Here is a 20396-nt window from a genome sequence, read left to right on the forward strand (position 1 = left end):
AATTTAGAATTTTAGGATAAGTTCTATAACGTATGATTTATTTTAAAATAAAGTCGCTTGTTTTGGAATAAAAACCAGCTTCATATTCAAAAAAATTATCATAATAATTGGTCCTGTTAGAATTTTCTATTAAATAGAGGCTTCTTAAAACTCCTGCTTGAAAATCCATATAAAAAACAGAATTCATTTTTTCTATAAAGGAAATGTTTTCTTTCCATTTTTTGCGAGGTTTATCAAAATATGAATTTATATAATTAAAATCATAGTATTGATAAACATGAATAATTTCATGTGAAAGTGTCCTTGTTATATCATCTAGGTTTTTATTAAATATTATTACATTACCGTAAGTAAGTCCAGAGTAGTTATTTCCATTTATAGCGTTATTTTTAAAAATTAATTCTCCTGTTCGTAAAGTATTTTCAAAATCAAATTGATTTTTAGTTGCCACAATTGTTGTGAGTATCAAAGATACTGGCGTTATTTTATATTTAAATTTAAATTTATTTTTTGTATAAAATTCAAGTCTATTAAATCCGATATTAATGTGCCATTTATCCCAAAAATCACGATTTGAAGCAGCGTTTTCAATAATAGAAACACCTGCTGAGTTAAGTATTTTGCCTTCCCAAGAATGTTCTAGCCTTCCTTTTTCTACTATTTTACCAATTCGGTTCTTACTTTCATAAACTAAATAACCCCCTAGAGCTCCTTGTAAAAAACCTTTGAGAAGAACCTTTCCTGTTTTTTCTCCTTTCTTTTTATTAATAACTGCCCCAATACTCCCACCAATAGCCCCTGACCCTATATTATACAATGCCATTTCGGTATTTGAGTTTTGTGAATATGAAAAAGTTAATGCTAGTAAGCTAATGATAATATATATTATATATTTCATTTCATTATTTTTTTAGAAAAACATTCAAAGATTACATTAATTAAAAGTAGCGCTAATATGACTAAAAAAGATATCCAATTCCCTGTTTTATTATATATCGTTTCTTTAACATCAGGGATATATACTTTAAAAAAGTTAATTTTTTCTTCAGACTCATTTTCGATTTTACCTTTGGAGTCTATATAAAGTGATTTTCCATAGTTTGAAGCCTTTATTATAGGTGTTCTTTGTTCAATTGCTCTTAGTTTACAAATATTGTCATATTGTAATCTACCATAATAGGAATCATTTAAAAATTTTTCACTTGAAATTAAATAAATTACAGGAGAATTTCTAATGTGTTGATTAACAAAAAAAGTGTAGAAAACTTCGTAACATATTAGGGGCATAAACTTTTGTTGATTTATTATAATATCTTCATCATCATTAGCAAAGTGTTGAAAACTATCTTTATTAATAATTATTTTTAAAAAATCTGGTAAATATTCATTTAATGGAACAAGTCTGTTTTTCACTTTTATGTTAATTGAAGTATCCAAATTCGAAAGTACAATACCGTGTACTTGATACTATTATTGGCGCAACCATATCTATAGTTGCTAACTACCTACTTTTTCCAAGTTGGGAAGTAAATAATATAAAACAAGTACTTCTAGAAACTTTAAAAATGAACAGGGAATATCTTTTAGCAATGCAAAACCTTTATAAAGAACCTTCAAAAAACAGATTGCCATATAATTTAGCTAGAAAAGAAGCCTTTTTAGCTATTAGTAATTTAAATGCGGCGTTTCAGCGTTTAACACAAGATCCAAAATCTAAGCAAAAAGAATTTCAATTAATTTATGAAATTGTAACTCTTAACCAAACAATGATTTCTGCTATTGCGTCTATAGGAAATTTTATAATAAACCATAAAACTACTCCTGCTTCTAAGGACTTTAATAATCTTATTAAAAAGATTTCTATTAGTTTACAATTATCTTTAAACAGTCTAGAATCTAATGAAGATAAAAATAAAATTACAGAAGAGGCTATTGAAGATGCTCAGGAGAATTTATTAGACAAATACACAAAATTATCTAATTTAAGAGACAAAAATATTGAGCAAGGTAAGACAGAAATAGATACAGACACCCTTCATGGCCTGCAAGAAGCCTTCTTAATATCTAACCATATGAGCTGGTTAAGAACGCTTTCCTAAAATTTACAAAAAACTACTAAAAATATCGTTCTTCTGTAGGGCATACTTCGTATAGATAATCCTCTTTTTTAAATGTTAAAAAAGAGTCCCTAATTACTTTAGAAATATGCTTAATTTAGTTTAAATATTACATTTTACTTAAATGAGTAAAACTTTAAACATAGAAGAAAGAAAACCTATTTGGATTGCCTTATCCAATTTTTATCTGGATACCGAACTTGAAGAATATGCCTTAAAATCCATTGCAAAAAAAATTATAGAAAGTCCATACTCTTTAAACAAAGTAAAAGAAATTAATACCTATGAGCTTTTTCCGGTTTTACATTATAACTTAATTAGTGTTGCAGGTGTCTGGACTGGTTTTGATGAAGACTGGTTAACAAATAGCATAATAGACTCCTTATCTAAAAGAAATAAATTAAAAACTATTATAATTAAAGCTTACTTTCAAATTAATAAAAGAATGTTTGCTACGTATTGGGAAAAACTAGAAAAAGTGTATAACACCATAAAACAAGACTCTAAATCTTCTCAGAATTAGTTAAAATAATAGAGGAAATTGGGAATAATTAAAAGCCAGAAGTATTGAATTTAAAAAAACTGAGCATTATAATAATGAATAAACTTATAATTGTAACGCTATTATTAATTGGATTTATATCCTGCAAAAATTCTGAAGAAAAAATAGGGAAACTTACAATTGCAAAAGAATACTACAAAGCCCTTAACAATTCTGATGACGTAGGAATAGAAGCTTTATTAAGAGACAGCCTATTAACTAAAGAGAGTAATTATAAACAAATATTTTCTATAGAAGAATATAAAGAATGGCTCCAATGGGATGCTATATTTGAACCTACTTACAAAACACTTGATATTAAAGAAGAAAACGGAGTTGTTAAAGCCACCATTTCCAAAATGGATAAGAGAATATTATTTTTACATGAAGAACCAATTGTTACTAAGCAAACTATACATTTTAAAAATGCTAAAATAAGTAGTATTGAAACAACAGATTATCTAAATTTTAAGGATACAATATTTATTAAAAACAGAACTAAAATTTTAAACTGGGTTAGTATAAAACATCCAGAATTGGACGGTTTTATTTATGACCAAACTAAAAAAGGAGGGCAAAAATATATAAAAGCAATAAACTTATATAATAAAGAAAATTAAGTCCTTTTAATCTAAAAAACAGAATTATTATAATTTTTATTTTTCTATGTACAAGGCTCTTTTATCACTACTTAGTATCTTTATTTGCTACTCCTGTTCTACCTCAAAAAAAACTATAAAAGGGTTAACTACAGATAGTTTAAAAATTAAACAGGTTAGTACTAATACTTTTGTTCATACCTCCTATTTACAAACTAATGACTTTGGAAAAGTTGCCTGTAATGGCATGGTGTATTTTAATGAAGATGAAGCTATAGTTTTTGATACTCCTACTAATAATACGGTTTCTAGACAACTTATAAATTGGATAGAAAACGTACAAAAAAAGAAACTTACAGCCGTAGTAGCTACTCATTTTCATAACGATTGTTTAGGAGGACTTGAAGAATTTCATGCAAACGGGACAAAAAGTTACGCTAGTACTAAAACAATTTCACTAGCAAAGAAAAACAAAGTTAAAGTGTTGCCCCAAGAAGGGTTTACTAAAGAATTAAAACTAATTATTGGGAAAAAACCTGTTTTTACAAACTTTTATGGAGAAGGGCATACCAAAGACAATGTAGTTAGTTACATCCCAGAGGAACAAGTTCTTTTTGGAGGTTGCCTAATTAAAACTCTAAATGCAACAAAAGGCTATTTGGGAGATGCTAATGAAAATGAATGGTCTGCAACTGTTGCTAAAATAAAAAAAGAAAAACCAGAGATAAAAGTGGTTATTCCTGGTCATGGAAAAATAGGTGGCACAGAACTTTTGGACTATACAATTAGCTTATTTTCTAATAAATTAAATAAAGCCATTCTTAAGTAAACCAATACCTTACAAAATCACTATTTAGATTTATTATAAATAATTTGGAGAACTAAACTCCAAAGAATACATTTGTCAAAAATAAATTATTTTTAATAAGTCTAAATAAGAATAAATGAGCAAACCATTACTTATCCTATTACTTTTTCTAGTAACACAATTAGGATTATCACAAAGTGCAAGCATTACGGGAGTTATTACTAACAATTCCAAAGAACCATTATTTGGTGTAAATGTTATACTTAAGAATACTATAAACGGGTCACAGACTAATGAAAATGGACAGTTTAAAATAGAAAATATTACAAATGGAGAATACATAGTTTCTATATCTTACATTGGTTATAAAACAAAAGAAGTTCCAATTAGCATTACCAATAATACTTCTTTAAATCTAGATCCTATTTTTTTATTAGAAGGGAATGAAATGCTTAATGAAGTGGTTGTAGAAGCAAGCCGAACGAATAAGTTTTCTAGAAAAAAAAGTGCTTATGTATCTAAAATGCCTTTAAAAAATATAGAAAACTCACAGGTGTATAATACTATTACCAGTCAATTACTAATATCGCAGTCTGTAAACACCTTTGAAGATGCTTTAAAAAATGCAGCAGGTATTTCTAAATTATGGTCCTCTACTGGTAGAAGTGGCGATGGTGCTGGTTATTATTCTAGCCGTGGATTTGCAGTACAACCGCAACTTGTAAATGGTGTAGCTGGTATTACCAATGGTTTTATTAACCCATCAAACGTAGAGCGTGTAGAAGTTATTAAAGGCCCATCTGGAACTTTATTTGGAAGCTCTGTTATCTCTTACGGAGGCTTAATAAATATTATTACTAAAAAACCATACAATAGTACAGGTGGAGAAATTACAATTTCTGGCGGTTCTAATGATTTTGCAAAATTAAATGTAGATGTAAATATTTCTAATAATGAAAAACTATCCTTACGCTTTAATACTGGCTTCCAAAAAGATAATAGTTTTCAAGATGCTGGCTTTAAAAAATCTGTTTTTGTTGCCCCTTCATTAACTTACAAAGTAAATAATAAATTGGCGTTCAACTTTTCATATGAAGCCTCTAGTAACGAGCAAACTAATGAACCCTTTTTATTCTTAAATAGATTTGGCCCTATAGCTTTTAATACTATTGAAGAATTAGGGTACGACAACAATTTATCATTTACCAATAATGATGTAACCATAGAAAATGTAACACAAAATTACCGCGGAGAAATTGCATGGAAAATAACAGACAATTGGTCTTCACAAACTCTTATTGCTGGTGGTATTGCAAAATCTAACGGGTATTATACCTACTTATGGAATGTTGCAGATTATACAGACCCAAGTGCACCAATAGGTACAGAAAATTTTAGTTTATCTGCACAAGATACAGACGCTAGAACAAAAACCCTAAATCTGCAACAAAACTTTACCGGAGATTTTAAAATTGGAGATTTAAAAAACAAATTACTTGTTGGGGTAGATTATTTAGATACAAAAACAATAGATAATAGTTCTAACTGGGGGTATTTACACACCATAAATATTAATGGAGATTTAATTTTTGGAGAGCCAGAAATTAATGCTCAAAATATAAACGCAGCACTAAGAGGTTTAGAAAATATAGATAGTGATGTTCATCAAAATATTTTAGGCGCTTATGTTTCTGATGTTATAAATATACTCCCTTCTTTATCTATTATGGGAAGTGTACGTTATGATAGATTTGATTATAAGGGAGACCAAAATACGGATACTGATAATGAAACAGAATATACCCAATCTACTTGGTCACCAAAATTTGGTATTGTTTTTCAGCCAATACTTAACGAAGTATCTATTTTTACTAACTACCAAAACGGATTTTCTTATGTTAACCCACAATACATAACAGATTTTGGCACTGGAGAAACTACGTTACAATCGTATGATGTAGAGGAAGCCAATCAACTAGAATTTGGTATTAAAACCAACTTATTTCATAACAAGTTAGAAACAACTTTAAGCTACTATAATATTACTGTAGATAACAAGTATTATTGGGCTACAAAAACACAAGACCTTAAAATAAATAGCCAAGGGATAGAACTAGAGCTAAATGCCAGCCCAGTTAAAGGGCTAAATTTACATAGCGGATTTAGTTATAATGATTCTGAAATTAAAGACTCTCCATCTGCGACCGGTTTAGAAGGAAATCGCTACGGAGAATCTGGGCCAGAAATTACGTATAACTTTTGGGCAGACTATAAATTCCTAAGTAGGTTTGGAGTTGGAGCAGGATTCAATGGTGCATCTGAATACGATACAATGGTAGATTACAAATCTACTACTGGTAGCTTCGATATTCCATCCTATACTATTTTTAATGCATCTGTATATTATGAAACAGATAAATTTAGATGTAGTGTTAAAGGAAACAATTTAAGCGACAAAACATATTACTCAGGATGGAGCACAGTAACTCCACAACAACAAAGAGTAATCTTAGCGGCAGTAAATTATAAATTTTAGTTTTAGACTTAATTATAGGTGTAGTTCCCCACATCTATAGTTAAGTCTTTTTTATTAAACAAAATAACAAAGTGAAAAAAGTTATATTTCAACTCCACAAAATATTAGGTTTAGCTACTGGTATAGTAGTATTTATTGTTTCTATAACTGGCTGTTGTTGGGCTTTTAGAGAAGAAATAGAAAGTTTATATGATGACTACAAAAAAGTTGAAATACAAGATAAAGCTATACTAACCCCAACACAAGCAAAAAAAATTGCCGAAAAAGTACTCCCAGAAAACACCATTCATGGTACTATTTTTAAAAAAGCAGGGGATGCTATTGAAGTAATTTTTTATAATGCAGAACCAGAATTTTATCAAAGTGTTTTTTTAAATCCGTATACTGGAAAAGTAATACAAATAGATAATCACCTTTCTGGTTTTTTTGCTTTTATATTAAAAGGGCATATGCGTTTATGGCTTCCTAAATATATTGGAGAGCAAGTAGTAGGCGCATCCATATTAATTTTTATTCTTATCATTATATCTGGCTTTATATTATGGGTTCCTAAAAAAAGGAAAAACTTAAAACAACGCCTAAAATTTGATTGGAAAGATACCACCAAATGGAAGCGCAAAAACTTTGATTTACATACCGTAGTTGGCTTTTACATTTGCTCTCTTGCATTAATTCTGGCTTTCACAGGTTCTATGATTTCTTATAACTGGCTTAAATATGTGGTTTATATTGCATCTGGTGGAGAAAAAGAAACTCGTTTTATAATCCCAAAAAACACAAGCGAACCTGTAATGGATGAAAAAACAGTCCCTATGGATTTTTTAATCACAAAACTTTTAAAAGAGTCTTCCGAAGCCGAAAGTTTTGAACTACACTACCCTAAAACCAAAGAAGAAAGTATTTATATAGAAGTCTCTAATAATAAAAGTACATTTTACGATTCGGACTTTCGTTTTTTTGACCAAAACACTTTAGAAGAATTAGAGACAACTAGTATTTATGGTAAATATAAAAATGCTAAAGTGGCCGATAAAATTTTGCGCATGCATTATGATATTCATATTGGAGCTATTGGCGGGATTTTTGGCAAAATAATTACTTTTTTAGTTAGCTTACTTACTGCAACCTTACCGGTTACTGGAATTTTACTTTGGTATGGAAGAACTTATAAAAAGAAAAAAAGCTATAACTAAATAATAAACAAATTCTATATCTTTAGGCTTGTTTATTACTACCATAGCAAATAATGCAAGACGAAAAACCTTTAGTTAATAAAGAATATCTACTTCAAAAATTCCCAGGCAAAGGTGGTTGGACCTATGCCGAAATACCTGAGATACTTCAGAACAAAAACACCCCTTTTGGATGGGTAAAAGTAAAAGGTTCCATTGATGCCTATGCTTTAAAACAATACAAATTAATGCCAATGGGGAATGGTAAATTGTTTTTACCTGTAAAGGCTGAGATTCGCAAAAAAATTAAAAAACAGTCTGGAGACTATGTTCATGTTGTTTTATATTCTGATATATCTACATTAGAAATTCCGTCTGAGATTTTAGCATGCTTTAAAAATGAACCTAAACAAATCCTACATAACTTTACCTCTTTTACCGAAGGAGAACAAAAGACGTATTTAGATTGGATATACCAAGCAAAGACCGAAGAAACTAAAGCAAATAGGATAGCACAAATGCTTGAAAAAGTGGAGAAAAAATTGCGTTTTAGAGATAAAGAAAACTCCCTATAATTAAGAAAAAAAATAGAATGATACATTTAATTGTTGGTAATACTGGTTCTGGAAAAACAACATACTCTAACTCTTTAAAAACAAAAAACAATGGTATCATTTTTTCAATAGATACATGGAACAATACTTTATTCCTTGCAGATAAAAAAGAAACCGATGGCTTAGGCTGGTTTTTAGAAAGGATTGAAAGGGTTGAAAAAATGATATGCAATTTAATAGAACAATTAGAAGCTTCTGGTGTAGATTCTATTCTAGACTTAGGTCTTTCTAAATTAGAACATCGTGAAAAATTTAGAACGTTTGCTGCATTAAAAGGTTTTAAAACAACTACGCATTTTTTAGATATTTCTAAAGAAATAAGACTGCAGAGAGTATTACAAAGAAATACAGAAAAAGGGGAAACCTTTGAATTTGAGGTGAGTCAGGAAAATTTTGATTTTATGGAAACTTGGTTCGAGAAACCTTCAGAATTAGAAATGAAAAACGGAATTATCATTACAGGGTAATTGTTCTTTTTCTACACAGGACAAAACCCCAAATCATTATTTTATTAATGACTATTATAAGATAGTATTGTAAGTACTATAAACTTATTTCTTATTCAAAATATTTTAAATAAAAAATGATAATTATCATAAAATATCATTTACTTTTAAAATGCAATTTTTTTACTTAAAAAACTGTAAATCAGGAGAATAAGTCAATTTTTATTCTTTATATTTACTGATGAAACAAACAACCAAAATTGAAAAAAATACCAAAAATATTACCTAAAAAAAACTCCAAATGGAGAACTACAGCGGTATCTCTTATTGCTGTATTTATAGGTATAGGTTTGTTTTTAGCAAAAGAAGGAGAAGTAGTTTCTTATATGTCAGACAATCCGGAGGCATGTGTTAACTGCCATGTTATGACTCCAGTGTATAATGGATGGATGCATAGCTCGCATAGAGAATGGGCAAATTGTAATGATTGTCACGTTCCTCAAGACAATGTAATAAATAAATACTTTTTTAAAGCCAAAGACGGATTATATCATGCTTCTGTTTTTACCTTAAGAGCAGAGCCAGATGTTATAACTATGAAAGAGGCATCGCAAAAAGTTGTACAAAACAATTGTATTCGTTGTCATGTTCAGCAAGTAACACAAACTAAATATGATGGTTGGATAGATAACCATGCGGAAAACAGAACAGAAAGACAGTGTTGGAGCTGTCATGTGGAGATTCCACATGGAAAAGTCCAAGGTATTTCAACATTACAATATAATATAGCACCATTACCAACCGATCAAGAAGAAGCAGTTATTCCTTCTTGGTTAGAAAAAGAAACGAACAAATAACGACCAAGAATATGAAAAATAAAGTCTTATTCATTGTAACCATCATTGCTGTATTTCTATTAGGATTACTTGCATCTAGTATTATTAATAGAAAAAGCGAAGCAAAGTACCAATATGTACCCAAAGTAGATATTAGCGAAAATGAACCTAGGAATGAGGTGTGGGGAGAAAACTATCCTAAAGAATACCAATCTTGGTTGCAAACTGCAGATACAACTTTTGCTAGTTACCAAGGTGGTTCTGCAATGCGCGATGTCTTAGAAGAAGACCCAAGACTAGTGGTTCTTTTTGCAGGGTATGGTTTCTCTAAAGATTATAACCAAGGTAGAGGACACTCTTATGCAATAGAAGATATTCATAACACTTTAAGAACAGGAGGCCCAACAGGTAAAGGCGATGGCCCAATGCCTGCTACATGTTGGACGTGTAAAAGTCCTGATGTTCCTAGATTAATGAGTGAAAACGGAGTTACAGAATTTTACTCTGGTAAATGGGCTGATAAAGGAGAAGAAATTGTTAACCCAATTGGTTGCGCAGATTGTCACGATGCAGATAATATGAAACTAAAAATCACAAGACCTGCATTGGTTGAGGCTTTTGATGCTATGGGGAAAGATATTAACCAAGCAACACACCAAGAAATGCGTTCTTTAGTTTGTGCGCAATGTCACGTAGAATATTACTTTAATAAAAATCTACCAGGTAAAGAAGGAGTGCCGTATTTAGTTTTCCCTTGGAAAGAAGGTATGGCTGTAGAAGATATGGAAAAGTATTATGACGATTTAGAATTTTCTGATTGGACACATAAAATTAGTAAAACACCAATGCTAAAAGCACAGCACCCAGGGTATGAAACTTTTAAAACTGGTGTGCATGCAGATAGAGGTGTTTCTTGTGCAGATTGTCATATGCCATATAAGAGTGAAGGAGGACAGAAATTTACGGACCACCATGTGCAATCTCCTTTAAACAATATGGCTAATGCTTGCCAAACTTGCCATAGAGAAGAGTCAGAAAAGTTAATGGAGAACGTTTACGAACGTCAGCGCAAAGCAACTGAAAATAGAATTAAGTTAGAAAACCTATTAGTTAAGGCACACGTAGAAGCTGGTAAAGCATGGGAATTAGGAGCATCTGAAGAGCAAATGAAACCTGTATTACAAGATATTCGTCATGCACAATGGCGTTGGGATTATTCAGCAGCGTCTCACGGAGCATCTTTCCACTCTCCTGTAGAAATAGGAAGAGTAATTGGTAGTGGTTTAGATGTTGCTGCAGAAGCTAGAGTTAAATTAGCACGTTTATTAGCAGATTTAGGACATAATAAACCTATAAAGATGCCAGATATTTCTACAAAAGAGAAAGCTCAAGAATATATTGGTATGGATATAGAAAAATTAGAGGCAGATAAAGAAGCATTTAAAAAGAATTTATTACCTAAGTGGATGGAAGCTGCCAAAGCTCGTGAGGCTAAAATGGAAACAAAAGCTGTTTCTATGAACTAAATTTCTAATACAATAGAAATAATTATATAACTCATCCTCATCACTGTTATAGTGCATGAGGATATTTTTTTTAAGATTGATATGACCAAAAAAATATATAAAATACTAGCTTCTCCTGTTTTAGCTTTATTGCTTCTTTTAACTTTTGGAGTCGTTATGGCAATTGCCACATTTGTAGAGAATGATTATGGTACCGCTACAGCTTGGAAATTAATTTATAACGCACTCTGGTTTGAGCTAGTTATGGTTGGGCTTGCTATTAGTTTCTTTCTTAATATTTTTAAATACAAACTTCTTAAAAAAGAAAAGTGGGCCATTCTTCTTTTTCATTTAGCATTTATACTCATAATAATTGGCGCAGCGATTACAAGGTATACTTCTTATGGTGGCGTTATGCGTATACGAGAAGGAGCTTCATCAAACACTATTATTTCTGATGCTAATTTTATTAAGGCTCAAATATCAGACGGTAAGACTACAAAAGTGGTACTTAAAGAAATTAGCTTTTCACCTTTAACCAATAATAATTTTTCTATACAAACAGATTTTGAAAATACGCCAATAGAGATTAAGTATAACAAATTTGTTGCCGATGCTTTACCAAAAATTGAGGATAATGTAGAAGGCGGAAAATCCTTATTAGAGCTCGTGGTTACTTCAGGGAATGGTAGAGGAACCGTTTTTTTAGAAAAAGGAGAAATAGAACAAATAGGGGAACACAAGCATTTGGTTGGTTTTGAGACCGAAGGAGAAGATGTAATAAATATTATAGAGAAAGATGGAGACTTTAAAATACATTCACCAAGAAATTTAGATTTCTTTATAATGGCAACGCAGAATGCTGGGGTAATAAAGAAAGATACCCTTATGAATATGACTTTAAGAACCTTGTATAGAGATGGTGATGCCTCTTTTGTTCCAACAGCCTTTTATCCCAATGCAAAAATTGCTATTGTAAGTACTTCTGATAAAATAAAAGATAATGACCCTAATAAAGATGATGCCTTATTGGTAGATGTGGTTTTAAATGACGAAATGAAAACCACTAATTTATTATATAGACAAGGTTTTTTACCAACACAGCATAAAGCAGAGTTTAAAGACCTTTCTGTGGTATTATCCTATGGTGCAGAAGCACAAGAAACTCCGTTTTCTATTAAACTAAACGATTTTCAATTAGAACGCTATCCAGGTTCTACAAGTCCGTCTGCTTATGCTAGTGAGGTTACGGTTATAGATGAAAGCGTAGAGACGCCTTATCGTATTTTTATGAATAACGTTTTGGATTATAAAGGTTATCGCTTTTTTCAGGCTAGTTATGATACCGATGAGCAAGGAACAGTTTTATCTGTAAATCATGATGCTGTAGGTACTTGGGTTACGTATATAGGCTATTTATTAATGGGAATAGGTATGTTTTTTACACTCTTTGGTAAAGCATCTAGGTTTAGAGAAGTAAATAAAAAACTAAGTAAACTAAAGAAAAAGAAAGCGGTGATACTAATGCTCTTATTTTTAGGTTTTGGTGCATTGCATGCAAATCCTATTCAGACCAAAGAGAAACAACCCAAGCAAATTATAGATGTAGACCATGCCGCTTTATTTGGTAGGCTCGTGGTGCAAGATTTAGATGGTAGAATTAAACCTATAAATACACTAGCATCAGAATTTTTACGTAAAATTTCTGGAAAACCATATTTTAAATTAAGTCAGAATGGAGCAACGGTAAAACTAGATGCCAATCAAACCTTTTTGGCCATGCATGTCTCTGCAAATTACTGGGAAAGCGTACCAATAATTAAAATTGATAAGCAAAAATTAGGGACTATTTACGAGTCTTTAGAATTAGGAGAAAACGGATTAATTTCTTTCCAAAATCTTTTAGGAGAAGGTGGGAAATATAGATTCTCTAGAGATGTAGAAATTGCCAACCAGAAAAAACCAGCAGAACGTAATGAGTTCGATAAAGAAGTTTTAAAAGTAGATGAGCGTTTTAATATTCTCTACAATGTATTTATTGGTAATTATTTAAAGATTTTTCCGAATAGTAATGATCCTAATAACACCTGGTTTACCTACACCCACCATTTTCAAGATTTTCCAGAAGAAGACGGTAATTTTGCAAAAGGAATTATGCCAGCTTATTTTAATAATGTAGCTGGGCAAAAATGGAAAGATGCCACAGAACAGTTAGGGTATATACATACTTACCAGAATGTATTAGGAAAAGATATTATTCCTAGCGAAAAGCGTATAGCTGCAGAACTTTGGTATAACGATATAAACCTTAATTTTTGGCTGTTTCAAGTGCTTTTCATGATAGGATTAGTGCTTTTAGTATTAGCCATGGTAAAAGTATTTACCGATAAAAAAAGTATAGAAATAGTATGGAATATAGGCATTGTAATAACTCTAATTAGTTTTATACTATTTGGTGGTAATATACTATTACGTTGGTATGTAGCGCAGCATGCGCCATGGAGTAATGGGTACGAGATGCTAATTTTCGTGGCATGGGTACTTATGCTATGCGGGTTTCTAACGTTTAGAAAGTCGGACTTTGCATTACCTTTAGCAACACTATTTTCTGGAGCCTTATTATTTGTGAGTTATTTAGATTGGATTAATCCCGAAATAACCAACCTAATGCCGGTACTAAAATCGTACTGGTTAAAAGTACATGTAGCAACTATAGTAAGTAGTTATGCGCCTTTAGCATTATCTGCAGTATTAGGGTTAATGGCACTTATTTTAATGATTATTAAAACGCCAAAAACAAAAGATAGGATAGACCTTAAAATTAAAGAGCTTTCGTATATCAATGAGTCTTCTATGACCATAGGTTTGTTTGTACTAGCCATAGGCACTTTTTTAGGAGGTATTTGGGCAAACGAATCTTGGGGGCGTTATTGGGCATGGGATCCCAAAGAAACATGGGCTTTAATTAGTATTATAGTCTATGCCATAGTATTGCACTTACGTTTTGTGCCAGCTTTAAAAAGTAGCTATGTGCTAAATGTAGCTAGTATGTTTGCCTTTTGGTCTATTATAATGACGTCTTTTGGGGTTAACTATTATTTATCTGGTTTGCACAGTTATGCAGCAGGAGACCCAATACCTATACCGCAGTTTGTGTATTACTTAGTTGCTTTTATGTTTGTAGTTGCTATAGTAGCTTATTTTAGAAATAAAAATAAGGTCCCCATTAATGTATAAGTTTTTAAAATCTAAAAATTTCCGTTCTAAAAATAAGCCAACTATAGTAATTAATGTTGAATTAGGAGCGTTTCCTAATACTCTCAGTATATAAAATCCTAAAACAATTTAATATTTTTTAATATTCCTATTAGAGTCTTGGAATAAAGTAGATACAATAAAAAATGACACTAATAGTTGTTTATAATAACCGACCCCGACGGTAACCCAATTTTATTTGATCAACATGTATAGCTTAACTTTAACACAAACATGCATAAACCTACTACAATATCCGAGGTTTTAGTAGAACTAGACCTCATAATTGATGATGCTATTGCAAATAATGATCGTTTAGGTCTGTTTGCTTATGTATATAGAAGAACAACTGCTGAAGTTCTTAAAGAAGTAGAACTTGGAAATTTTGAAGATAATAGCCAACTACAACGAATGGATGTTGCTTTTGCTAATCTATATTTAGAAGCTTACCATAACTATAAAAAAGGGTTTCCTGTTAGTAAATGTTGGGAGTTTTCATTTCAATGTAAAACAGAGCCTCTTACCATTCTACAACATATAATGCTTGGTATTAATGCGCATATAAATTTAGATTTAGGCATTGCTACAAGCCAAACTATGAAAGGGAAAGATATTGGAGCTATTGCAAAGGATTTTAACAAAGTAAATACGGTTCTTTTTAACATTACCAACGAACTTCAAAAAAGATTAGGAAGAGTATCTCCACTATTATTCTTATTAGATGTTATTGGTGTAAAATCTGATGAACAAATTATAGATTTTAGCATGCGAAAAGCCAGAGAACAATCTTGGATTAGTGCAATGCATTTACACACTTTAGATGGCAATGCAAATAAAAAAGCTATTGAAGATCTAGACCAATTAGTAGTCTCTTTAAGTACAATTATAAAAGCTCCAAGAGCTTTTCTTATAAGAACAGCTTTAAAGCTAATTAGCTTTTTTGAAGAAAAAAATGTTGGTAAAATTATTCAAAGATTAAAAGAAAACTAATTAGATACTAGTTAAATTATAATCTTGGGCTTTTTTAGAAAGCTCCATTAAATTTTTAACCTCCATTTTACGCATTAAATTAAACCTATGCGTTTCTACTGTACGTTTACTATTTTGTAATTTTTCTGATATTTCTTTGTTTGTTAGTCCAGATAATACTAGCTCAAGTACTTTTAACTCTTTATTTGTAAGGTTAAAAGGAGTTTCTTTTTCTGTCTCTTTACTAACTACTTCAGCAGTTTCCTTAGAAGGGTTTAATAAATTATTTACCAATACATTAGATATTGCTCCACTAAAATACTTACCTCCTTCTCTAACCGTATGTATAGCCTTTATAAATTCTGTTTTACCAGTATCTTTTAATAAATAGCCATTTGCACCAGCACTAACAGATTTTAAAATATATTCTTCTGAATCGTGCATAGAAAGTATTATGGTTTTAACCACTACATTTTGTTTATTTAAAAGAGCAACAGCATCTATGCCATTTAAAACAGGCATACGTATATCTATGATTAAAACATCTGGTTTTTTATCTTCAACCATTGCAATAGCTTCTTGCCCATTAGAAGCTTCCCCAATAACCACTAAGTCCTGTTCGCTTTCTAATAATGCTCTAATACCGTCTCTTACTAAAGAATGATCATCTGCTAAAACTATGCTTGTAGTTGTACTCATAAAATATTCAAATTTTTACAAATATAATTTAAAATACGTAGTACAAAAAAAGCTACCACAGCCACTGAAACTAAAGGACCATGGTAGCATGCTTGAAGCAAAGCTTCTTTATAACTTATTCTTTTGTTGTATTTAAAAATTTAGGTTTAAGAATTAACATAGCCCAAGCCCAATTTTGTGTTGATTTAGCTTCTGGGTTTCCAGCTGGATTTGGAAAATCATCGCTTTCAAAAAATTGCGAATACCCTGCTACTAACTTATACCCTTTAAAGCCTTTTGCAATTACAAAATCTATTTCTGACCCTAAAGAATTTTTATCGCTAGATGCTTCAGAGAACGTGTGCCCTTTTAAAGTTATATTGTATCCTTTACCTACTTTAAAACTAGCTCCAAGGTTTAAATCTACCAAGCCATTACCTATAGCGTGGTTACCTACATAAAACCTATCCATTAGACCATTAAATTTATGGTTTGTTCCATACAATGGGAAGAAAGGAGCCGAATCATCTTCCCTACCAGAAATTACCTCTACACCTCCAAGAACTGTAAATTTATCTGTTGCTTTAAGTGTCGCATCTAAACTCAATAAATAAGCGCCTTTTACATCTACAGCACCAGCTCTTTCACCAGATTGTATGTAAGCATTTGCAGCTAAACCTAATTTACCAATTTTAGTCCCTGCATGTACACCAGCAGTTAAAAGGTTTGATTTATCATCTGTTCCATTTTGAAAAGTAGTATTCATTACTAAACCACTAATATTAAACTTTTCAGATTTTTTACTAATATGGGCAAAAGCTAAGTTTCTGTATGAAAATAATAAGGCAGTATCATAAATATTATCGCCAAGAGTATTTACAGAATAACCTGCATCTAATGCAAAGCCAGATTTCTTATATTTTAATACCCCTACATCATGGGTACGTGCTTGTTGCGCCCAACCTAAGCCCCCTAAAATTCTTTGATCATCATAAGAAAGCGGTTGCCTACCTAATTTAAAACTCCAAAATTCTGAAAGCTTTAAATCTGCCCAAGCCTCTTGAATTCTAAAATTACCATTACCAGCCGCAGATATTTGTGTTCTATCTCCAAATCTAAATACTTCTTGTATACCAATGTATACCTTATAAGACTCCGTCATATAGGTGCTATTTAGCGCTACTCTTACTGAAGTACCTACAAAAGCATCTGTACCTTCACGACCAGAAAGGTTCCCTGCGGGAGCAGCAGTAGCTGGCTGGTATCTATAATTAAATCCGTTATTAAATAGTTCTGCTCTTGGACGAAATTCTCCTTCTAAAATAAATTGCGAATATCCAAATTGGATGCTTAGTAAGGCTATACCTAAAAGTAATAATTGTTTTTTCATAATAGTTTGTTTGATGTGATAAAAATATTTTTTTTAATTACTTAATTTTATGATGCTTATCATGTTTTAACCAAAGCTTAAACATCTTATTTTTTAATACTATATTTTAATGCTCCAAAAATTCAATTAAGTGTTTTCTGTATTTGTAATAATCGTCATGTTCTAAGACAGACTTTCTAGTTCTTGGCCTTTCAAAATCTATATTTAAAATATCTCCAATTTTTGCACTAGGGCCACTTGTCATCATAACCACACGATCCGCAAGAAAAATTGCTTCATCCACATCATGTGTAATCATTACTGCTGTTATTTTTTCTTTATTCCAAATTTCAATTAATATGTCTTGTAATTCTCCTCTCGTTAAAGAATCTAACATTCCAAAAGGCTCATCTAAAAGAAGTACTTTAGGTTTTATTGCAAAAGCTCTTGCTATACCTACACGCTGTTGCATACCTTGCGAAAGTGCTATTGCTTTTTTATCAAAAGAACCATCTAAACCAACTTTATGTAAGTAATACTTAGCAATATCTTTACGCTCCTTTTTAGAAGCATGAGGAAAAACTTGGTTTACTCCTAATAACACATTCTCTAATGCAGTCATCCAAGGCATAAGACTTGGCGCCTGAAAAATAACACCACGGTCTGGACCTGGCCCTTTTACAGGGTTTCCTAATACTGCTATGTTTCCACCAGAAATAGGGTTTAAACCAGCAATCATAGATAACATGGTTGTTTTTCCACAACCAGAATGCCCAATTATTGTCACAAATTCTTCCTTCATAATCTGAAGGTTTAGGTCTTCTAACACTACATAATCTCCTTTTGGAGTTGGGTATACTTTTTTTAAATTATGTAGATCTAACATTACTTTAGAAGGAAACTGAATTCCGTTTTCTGATAATGTGCTAGTGTCTGTATTTATTGTCGCTGTTTTCATCTTATATTTTTTTATGCAACAAAACTTTTTGGACTTATTTCTGGAAGTTCATAGGTTTCATTAGAAACAGATTTACGTTCATTTCCTATATCCATTAAGTATTCTATGATAGCGTTTCTATTCTTCTTGTAGGTTTCATTATCATTTAATGAAGTTTTATCTCTTGGCCTTTCAATATCTATAGTAAACTCTGGCCCCAGAGTTGCATTTGGTCCTGGCTTTAGAGGAATTATACGGTCTGCCATATAAATACCCTCATCTACGTCATTCGTAATTAACAAAGCAGTACGTTTATCTTTAGACCAAATATTTAAAATTTCATCTTGTAAATTACCTCTGGTTAACGCATCTAAAGCCCCTAAAGGTTCGTCCATAATTATCATTTCTGGGTTCATTGCCAAAGCTCTTGCAACAGCAACTCTTTGACGCATACCTCCAGAAAGTTCTTTTGGCCTTTTATTAATTGCAGGAGATAAACTAACCATAGCAACATAGTCTTTTACGATAGCCTGTAATTTTTCTTTACTTTCTTTTGGAAAAGCTTCTTTTACTGCCATATAAACATTTTGACCAACCGTAAGCCAAGGTAGTAAAGAGTAGTTTTGAAAAATAACGCCACGTTCATGACTAGTATCTGTAACAGGCTCTCCTTTAAACAAAACTTCTCCGCTAGTAGGTTTAATTAGTCCGTTTATTAAGTTTACAAGTGTTGTTTTTCCACTTCCTGTAAAACCTACTATAGCAACAAATTCTCCTTCTTCAATGGTTAAATTTATATTAGAAAGAACCTCTGTTCCTCCTGAAGCGTCTTCATATGTTTTACAAACATTTTTTAGTTCTAAATATGCCATAGTCCTAATTTTTAGTGGTTATACTCCTTCATTTTTATTAAATGAAACCATGTTTTGTATGGTTAGCATAATACGGTCTAACAAGAATCCAATAATTCCAATAATAAACATTGCTACAATTATTTTAGAATTAGAGTCTATTGCTCCATTCTGAAATTCTTCCCAAACAAAGGATCCTAATCCAGGACTTTGTGCTAAAAGTTCAATAGCAATAAGTACCATCCAAGCAACAGATAGTGTAATACGTAATCCTGTAAAAATTAACGGCAATGAGGAAGGTAATATAACTTTAAACACTTTTTGCATTGGCCCTAATTTTAAAACCTTTGCTACATTTATATAATCTTTATCCACGGATGAAACCCCCATTGCCGTATTCACTAATGTTGCCCACATAGAACACAAACCAACACTTATAAAAGAAATGATAAATGCACTATCTGAATTTGAATCTTTAGTTAATGTTTTAACAATCATGAAAACTAAAAGCAACCATACTACTGGTGATACTGGTTTAAATATTTGAATTAACCAATTAAAAGAACTTCTTAATGTTGTACTTAAACCAATTACGACTCCAATAGGAACTGCAATAACTAATGCTAATAAGAACCCCGCGAATACCGTTTTTAAACTTGTAAATATTTGATCTACAAAAGAAGGTCTTCCTGTATAAGTTATAGGCTCTTTACCTGCAGCAATTCTTTTTTCATTCATTACTGCAGTCTTTTCTTTAAAAGCAAGTTTATCTGCGCTAATAACTTTATGATCTTCTAATAAAGTTTTAAAAGAAGCCCAAACCTGAGATGGAGAAGGCAATGTATTTGGCTGGCAACTAATTTCTCCAGAAGCAATACACGCTCTCATTTCATCGGCAGCTGCTTGTCCTTGATCTGCTAAGGCTTTTTCTATCTTAAAGTTTGCTTCCTTATTAAAAAGAGCTGTAGATCCTCCTTGCCAAACTCCTAAAAATAAAAGAATAGACAATAGTGGTACAATAATCTTCTTTAAAAAGTTTACAATATCTTCTTTCTGTGGTTTTCCTGTAAATAGTGCTGTAATGGGTTTTAAAAAACCAAAACCCATTAGTTGCGTTATTTTATTTAAAGTAATACTTTGCTTCATAATTATTAGTTTAAATA

19 protein-coding genes are annotated in these 20396 nt (G+C 31.4%); 12 read left to right on the forward strand and 7 right to left on the reverse strand.

Annotation, left to right across the window (positions count from 1 at the left end):
* Positions 1-37 precede the first annotated feature (37 nt).
* Together Q0945_RS06085 and Q0945_RS06090 are read right to left on the reverse strand one after the other, a co-directional pair.
* Positions 38-898: a hypothetical protein gene (locus tag Q0945_RS06085; protein ID WP_299432061.1), complete on the reverse strand. Its 861-nt coding sequence runs from the start codon at positions 896-898 to the stop codon at positions 38-40.
* Positions 895-1413 carry a hypothetical protein gene (locus Q0945_RS06090; RefSeq protein ID WP_299432065.1) on the reverse strand — a complete coding sequence of 173 codons (519 nt, stop codon included), beginning with the start codon at positions 1411-1413 and terminating at the stop codon, positions 895-897. The genes Q0945_RS06085 and Q0945_RS06090 overlap by 4 nt, the downstream gene beginning before the upstream one ends.
* 11 nt (positions 1414-1424) lie before the next feature.
* On the opposite strand from Q0945_RS06090, the gene Q0945_RS06095 reads away from it, so the two are divergent.
* The 12 genes from Q0945_RS06095 (at position 1425) to Q0945_RS06150 (ending at position 15419) form a co-directional block, all read left to right on the forward strand.
* Positions 1425-2099: a hypothetical protein gene (locus tag Q0945_RS06095; protein ID WP_366135917.1), complete on the forward strand. Its 675-nt coding sequence runs from the start codon at positions 1425-1427 to the stop codon at positions 2097-2099.
* A gap of 142 nt (positions 2100-2241) precedes the next feature.
* Complete coding sequence (locus Q0945_RS06100; RefSeq protein WP_299432068.1) at positions 2242-2640, forward strand: hypothetical protein; 399 nt, start codon at positions 2242-2244, stop codon at positions 2638-2640.
* Positions 2641-2714: 74 nt separating this feature from the next.
* Entirely contained in the window at positions 2715-3278 is a 564-nt protein-coding gene (locus Q0945_RS06105) for a hypothetical protein (RefSeq protein WP_299432071.1), read from the forward strand.
* A gap of 46 nt (positions 3279-3324) precedes the next feature.
* Positions 3325-4086, forward strand: a complete 762-nt coding sequence (gene bla / locus Q0945_RS06110; protein ID WP_299432074.1) for a subclass B1 metallo-beta-lactamase — start codon at positions 3325-3327, stop codon at positions 4084-4086.
* A 115-nt stretch (positions 4087-4201) separates the two neighbouring features.
* Positions 4202-6601: a TonB-dependent receptor gene (locus Q0945_RS06115; protein WP_299432077.1), complete on the forward strand. Its 2400-nt coding sequence runs from the start codon at positions 4202-4204 to the stop codon at positions 6599-6601.
* 71 nt (positions 6602-6672) lie between these two features.
* Entirely contained in the window at positions 6673-7794 is a 1122-nt protein-coding gene (locus Q0945_RS06120) for a PepSY-associated TM helix domain-containing protein (protein WP_299432080.1), read from the forward strand.
* Between the two features lie 53 nt (positions 7795-7847).
* Positions 7848-8348 carry a YdeI/OmpD-associated family protein gene (locus Q0945_RS06125; protein WP_299432083.1) on the forward strand — a complete coding sequence of 167 codons (501 nt, stop codon included), beginning with the start codon at positions 7848-7850 and terminating at the stop codon, positions 8346-8348.
* Positions 8348-8854: an ATP-binding protein gene (locus tag Q0945_RS06130; protein WP_366135942.1), complete on the forward strand. Its 507-nt coding sequence runs from the start codon at positions 8348-8350 to the stop codon at positions 8852-8854. Before Q0945_RS06125 ends, Q0945_RS06130 begins: the two co-directional genes overlap by 1 nt.
* 239 nt (positions 8855-9093) lie before the next feature.
* Positions 9094-9690, forward strand: coding sequence for a cytochrome c nitrite reductase small subunit (nrfH, locus tag Q0945_RS06135; protein WP_299432089.1), 597 nt, complete (start codon positions 9094-9096; stop codon positions 9688-9690).
* Between the two features lie 11 nt (positions 9691-9701).
* Positions 9702-11195, forward strand: coding sequence for an ammonia-forming cytochrome c nitrite reductase (gene nrfA, locus Q0945_RS06140; protein WP_299432092.1), 1494 nt, complete (start codon positions 9702-9704; stop codon positions 11193-11195).
* 81 nt (positions 11196-11276) lie between these two features.
* Positions 11277-14411, forward strand: a complete 3135-nt coding sequence (ccsA, locus tag Q0945_RS06145) for a cytochrome c biogenesis protein CcsA (RefSeq protein WP_299432095.1) — start codon at positions 11277-11279, stop codon at positions 14409-14411.
* Between the two features lie 252 nt (positions 14412-14663).
* Positions 14664-15419: a DUF5995 family protein gene (locus tag Q0945_RS06150; RefSeq protein ID WP_299432098.1), complete on the forward strand. Its 756-nt coding sequence runs from the start codon at positions 14664-14666 to the stop codon at positions 15417-15419.
* Here Q0945_RS06150 and Q0945_RS06155 read toward each other — a convergent pair whose 3' ends face one another.
* The 5 genes from Q0945_RS06155 to Q0945_RS06175 all read right to left on the reverse strand — a co-directional run bounded on the left by Q0945_RS06155 (position 15420) and on the right by Q0945_RS06175 (position 20379).
* Positions 15420-16097 carry a response regulator transcription factor gene (locus tag Q0945_RS06155; protein WP_299432101.1) on the reverse strand — a complete coding sequence of 226 codons (678 nt, stop codon included), beginning with the start codon at positions 16095-16097 and terminating at the stop codon, positions 15420-15422. It lies immediately after the preceding gene.
* A gap of 115 nt (positions 16098-16212) precedes the next feature.
* On the reverse strand, positions 16213-17466 hold the full coding sequence (locus Q0945_RS06160) for a hypothetical protein (RefSeq protein WP_299432104.1): 1254 nt from the start codon (positions 17464-17466) through the stop codon (positions 16213-16215).
* A 106-nt stretch (positions 17467-17572) separates the two neighbouring features.
* The gene (locus tag Q0945_RS06165) at positions 17573-18403 is read right to left on the reverse strand and encodes an ABC transporter ATP-binding protein (RefSeq protein ID WP_299432107.1); all 831 of its coding nucleotides are present in this window, start codon (positions 18401-18403) and stop codon (positions 17573-17575) included.
* A gap of 11 nt (positions 18404-18414) precedes the next feature.
* The gene (locus Q0945_RS06170; protein WP_299432109.1) at positions 18415-19254 is read right to left on the reverse strand and encodes an ABC transporter ATP-binding protein; all 840 of its coding nucleotides are present in this window, start codon (positions 19252-19254) and stop codon (positions 18415-18417) included.
* A gap of 18 nt (positions 19255-19272) precedes the next feature.
* The gene (locus tag Q0945_RS06175; RefSeq protein WP_299432112.1) at positions 19273-20379 is read right to left on the reverse strand and encodes an ABC transporter permease; all 1107 of its coding nucleotides are present in this window, start codon (positions 20377-20379) and stop codon (positions 19273-19275) included.
* Positions 20380-20396: the final 17 nt, after the last annotated feature.

It is taken from the genome of uncultured Maribacter sp., assembly GCF_947500405.1.
GTDB lineage: Bacteria > Bacteroidota > Bacteroidia > Flavobacteriales > Flavobacteriaceae > Maribacter_B.

Bases quoted from the DNA above. Each gene is read 5' to 3' on its own strand.
- Q0945_RS06150 (WP_299432098.1), top strand. From the start codon at position 14,664: ATGCATAAACCTACTACAATATCCGAGGTTTTAGTAGAACTAGACCTC.
- Q0945_RS06125 (WP_299432083.1), top strand. From the start codon at position 7,848: ATGCAAGACGAAAAACCTTTAGTTAATAAAGAATATCTACTTCAAAAA.
- Q0945_RS06160 (WP_299432104.1), bottom strand. From the start codon at position 17,466: ATGAAAAAACAATTATTACTTTTAGGTATAGCCTTACTAAGCATCCAA.
- Q0945_RS06175 (WP_299432112.1), bottom strand. From the start codon at position 20,379: ATGAAGCAAAGTATTACTTTAAATAAAATAACGCAACTAATGGGTTTT.
- Q0945_RS06170 (WP_299432109.1), bottom strand. From the start codon at position 19,254: ATGGCATATTTAGAACTAAAAAATGTTTGTAAAACATATGAAGACGCT.
- Q0945_RS06085 (WP_299432061.1), bottom strand. From the start codon at position 898: ATGAAATATATAATATATATTATCATTAGCTTACTAGCATTAACTTTT.
- Q0945_RS06115 (WP_299432077.1), top strand. From the start codon at position 4,202: ATGAGCAAACCATTACTTATCCTATTACTTTTTCTAGTAACACAATTA.
- Q0945_RS06105 (WP_299432071.1), top strand. From the start codon at position 2,715: ATGAATAAACTTATAATTGTAACGCTATTATTAATTGGATTTATATCC.
- bla (WP_299432074.1), top strand. From the start codon at position 3,325: ATGTACAAGGCTCTTTTATCACTACTTAGTATCTTTATTTGCTACTCC.
- Q0945_RS06155 (WP_299432101.1), bottom strand. From the start codon at position 16,097: ATGAGTACAACTACAAGCATAGTTTTAGCAGATGATCATTCTTTAGTA.
- Q0945_RS06100 (WP_299432068.1), top strand. From the start codon at position 2,242: ATGAGTAAAACTTTAAACATAGAAGAAAGAAAACCTATTTGGATTGCC.
- ccsA (WP_299432095.1), top strand. From the start codon at position 11,277: ATGACCAAAAAAATATATAAAATACTAGCTTCTCCTGTTTTAGCTTTA.
- Q0945_RS06165 (WP_299432107.1), bottom strand. From the start codon at position 18,403: ATGAAAACAGCGACAATAAATACAGACACTAGCACATTATCAGAAAAC.
- nrfA (WP_299432092.1), top strand. From the start codon at position 9,702: ATGAAAAATAAAGTCTTATTCATTGTAACCATCATTGCTGTATTTCTA.